General features: G+C 55.6%; 4 protein-coding genes. 1 reads left to right on the top strand and 3 read right to left on the bottom strand.

The annotated features are described in order from the left end of the window. On the top strand, positions 1-612 hold a 612-nt coding region (locus ABX962_RS32675), incomplete at its 5' end, for a 3-deoxy-7-phosphoheptulonate synthase (protein ID WP_372725880.1). A 133-nt stretch (positions 613-745) separates the two neighbouring features. Here the strand turns inward: ABX962_RS32675 and ABX962_RS32670 are convergent. The 3 genes from ABX962_RS32670 to ABX962_RS32660 all read right to left on the bottom strand — a co-directional run bounded on the left by ABX962_RS32670 (position 746) and on the right by ABX962_RS32660 (position 3,493). Further along, positions 746-1,660 (bottom strand): hypothetical protein, encoded by a 915-nt coding sequence (locus tag ABX962_RS32670; protein ID WP_372725879.1) that lies wholly within the window; start codon positions 1,658-1,660, stop codon positions 746-748. A gap of 149 nt (positions 1,661-1,809) precedes the next feature. Further along, positions 1,810-3,057, bottom strand: coding sequence for a beta-ketoacyl-ACP synthase II (gene fabF, locus ABX962_RS32665; RefSeq protein ID WP_372725878.1), 1,248 nt, complete (start codon positions 3,055-3,057; stop codon positions 1,810-1,812). 190 nt (positions 3,058-3,247) lie between these two features. Further along, positions 3,248-3,493 carry an acyl carrier protein gene (locus ABX962_RS32660; protein WP_008708273.1) on the bottom strand — a complete coding sequence of 82 codons (246 nt, stop codon included), beginning with the start codon at positions 3,491-3,493 and terminating at the stop codon, positions 3,248-3,250. Positions 3,494-3,582: the final 89 nt, after the last annotated feature.

The raw sequence follows: 3,582 nt of genomic DNA, 5'->3' as shown, positions 1-3,582 counted from the left end.
GCCAGCGGAGAAGAGGAATGGTACAACTTGGGGACTCATTTTCCTTGGATCGGAGATCGTACGCGGGCGATCGACGGGGCGCATGTCGAGTACTTTCGGGGCATCAAAAATCCGATCGCCGTGAAGGTTGGCCCAAGTACGACGGCCGATGGATTGATCGAGTTGTTGGATCGGCTAAACCCTAGTCGCGAGGCGGGCCGGATGACGTTGATCTGTCGCTTTGGTGCCGAGCGGATCGCAGCCTCGCTGCCACCGCTGATCGCTGCGATCCAGAAATCGACTCACCCGGTGCTGTGGTCGGTTGATCCGATGCACGGGAACACGATCACGACGGATCATGGAATCAAGACACGACACTTTGATCAAATTTTGAGCGAGGTGCGTGATTCGTTTACCATCCATGCTCGGCATGGCACGATCGTAGGCGGCATTCATTTGGAATTAACCGGCAACAATGTTACTGAGTGTGTTGGCGGCGCCGCGGGGCTGAGTTCCAGCGATCTGGCGACAGCGTACGAGAGTAACGTTGACCCGCGACTCAACTACGAGCAAGCGATGGAGATCGCATTTCTGATTGCCAAGCAAGCCAGAGTCGCAGTTCCACAGCGTTAGCCTCGGCACTTTCGGCATTTGCGTTCCGTAGCTACGCTCGCCAGAGCGTGGATGGTTACTCCATCGCCAATGCCCGACGAAAATTTTGACGATTTCCGCTGCGAAATGCTTCGTGTCGTTGGCACCCGAGCGGTCATTCTTCTACCTCGGGGATATTCAGTTTGGCTTTATTCTTCTCATAGAACCGCGTGATATCCATTCCGCCTCGCTGTTCTTCTTCGAACATTTTGATGCGAGTTTCAAGGCGTTCGATGCGGCGGGCCAGTTGCGGAATGATTTCATGGTCCCGCTTGACGATCTTGTGACGCGGCACGGCGGGATACCCCAAGTGTCGCTGCATCGCGGCAAACAGGTACAGCGGTTCTTTGCGGCGGTTGCCAAAAGCGATTCGGCCTTCCTTTTCACCAAATAAAAACGGGCCTTTGCCCTCAAGCGATTGGCCTGCTTCGACCAATCGGTTGCGATAGTCCTCGCTGGCAAAGAACAGCAGGTCCGCAAAATCAATCAGTCCCACCTGAGCCCGGATCATCAAGATCCATTTCGACCAAGTCGCGTCGTAGATCGGGTCCTGGCTGATCGCGGTTAAGCCTTTGTCGTAATTCAGTCGATTGCGACAGAGGGCTTCGAACTGAAACAGAAACAATCCCGCGGGTGTCGCGTCAGCCGAGCGATACTTGGCATCGGCTTCGAGGATATGCAGTGCGGTTTCGGTAGCAAAACGGCCGGTTTCGTGTTCGGCTTCGTCGATCAAGTAGGTTTGGAACGTGTTAAAATAGTGGCTCATCCGCCGCATCGCTGGCGCCATCACTCCAGAATGCTTCAGTTCGGTCAGCAGGTACTCCGCCGCGATTGGCAAATTGGTGGTGGCAAGTAGTTCCAGGCGTGCTTGCTCTAACAGTTCCTGCATCGGCATTTGTTCGCCGATGCGTTCTTTTAGCAGTTGAAAGAGGTAGCCCTGCTCGACGTATTCGGCGCGGTCCAGCGGTGTGGGACGAGCGGGATCCGCTTGTGCAGGGGGCTGGTTTTCAGGATTAGGCGCAGTGGTCATCGTGATGTCCTACAGACGCCGTGTTACTGGCGGCGGAGTTTTTAAGGAACGCGTGAACAATGTTCCCAAATTGGGCGATAACGAATCCTGTTCGCCGTGACCCCACCGGTTGTAACAACGCACTGGCCGCAGCAAGGGCCGTTCCGCGATTACAGTTTGCGAATCACAACGCAGGCATTGTGTCCACCGAAGCCAAAGCTATTGCTCATCGCAATCTTGACATCGCGTTGCTTGGCTTCGTTGGGAGTGTAATCCAAGTCGCAGGCGGGATCGGGAGTTTCCAGGTTGATCGTAGGAGCGATTGTGGAAGTTTCGAGTGTCTTGCAGAGGATGACCGCTTCGATTCCACCGCTGGCGCCAAGGGAGTGCCCCAGCGAGCTCTTGGTGCTGCTGATCGAGGTCTTGTAAGCGTGTTCGCCGAAGACCGTTTTGATCGCTTGCGTTTCCGCTTTGTCACCGAGCGGGGTGCTGGTGCCGTGAGCGTTGATGTAGTCGATTGCGGAGGGTTCGACTCCCGCGTCATCGATCGCGGCTTGCATCGCCGCGGCAGCACCTAAACCGGCTGGGTCGGGCGCGGTGATGTGGCCTGCGTCGCTAGTGGTTCCGTAGCCAATGATCTCAGCATAAATCCTTGCACCGCGAGCTTTGGCGTGCTCGAGTTCTTCAAAAATCAGCACCCCGGCGCCTTCGCCGAGCACGAAACCATCACGATTGGCATCGAACGGGCGGCTGGCCGCGGGGGGATTGTCGTTACGCGTCGAGAGCGCTTTCATGTTTTGGAAAGCGGCCAAGCCCATGCGTGTGATCGCGGCTTCGGTACCGCCGGTGATCACCAAGTCGGTTTCACCGAGTTGGATGCTCCGCATCGCTTCGCCCATCGCATTGGTAGCACTGGCGCAAGCGGTTGCGACGGCGAAGTTGGGGCCTTTTAGCCCGTGCGTGATCGAGATGTTACCGCCAGCGGCGTTGAGCATCATCTTGGGGACGGTAAAGGGGCTGACGCGATCGGGGCCCTTGGTGATCATTTTTTCGATCTGAACTTCGATTTCGCCGAGTCCGCCGATGCCCGAACCGAGGATCACGCCACACATGTGTCGATCGAGCGCTGAGAAGTCGATCGCGGCGTCGGTGATCGCTTGTTCGGCCGCGTGGACAGCGAACTGAGTGAACCGGTCAAGCCGCTTGGCTTCGCGATGGTCAACCACGCCCGTGATATCAAAATCAGGGATATCGCCACCAAAGTGAACTTTGTATTTGCTGGTATCCAGTGTGGTCAGGTCGTGGATCCCTGACTCACCCGCAGTCAACCGCTGCCAAAATTGCGGGACGTCAACTGCGAGTGGTGAGACCACACCCAAACCAGTAATGACAACGCGACGTTCCGACCGGGCTTGCATCAAGAAGGCCTTCAATAAGTGCAGAAAAGAGTAATCAGCTGAGTTTACAAAATAAATGCCGCCGTGACATGTTCGCGTGAGCCAAAAAAGGGCCACGTCAACATCTCTCGGGCGGCAAGAGCGTCAACAATCGAATTGTTGGTCAACGTTGCTGGAACGGAACAATGCCGTCCATCAATCACAGACAGCCTTAGGCGTCATCACCTTTGGCGTTCTCGATGAAATCAACTGCCTCACCCACCTTTTGGATCTTTTCAGCAGCTTCGTCGGGAATACTGATGTCGAACTCTTCTTCGAGTTCCATCACGAGTTCCACGGTATCGAGTGAATCCGCACCGAGATCGTTCACAAAGGAAGTTTCTCGAGTAATCTTGTCTTTGTCGACGCCAAGTTGTTCAGCAACGATATCGACAACGCGTTCTTCGACGCTAGCCATGGGCTATCTCCGGGGGAAATGTCAGCAAGTTTGTTAGGAGGATACGAGGTTCGGGGAAGCGGAGTAACTCGACTTCCCCAAAACCGGTC

The sequence above is a fragment of the Novipirellula sp. genome (assembly GCF_041583735.1).
Classification (GTDB): domain Bacteria; phylum Planctomycetota; class Planctomycetia; order Pirellulales; family Pirellulaceae; genus Novipirellula.
This window is presented reverse-complemented; position numbering and strand designations above follow the sequence as displayed.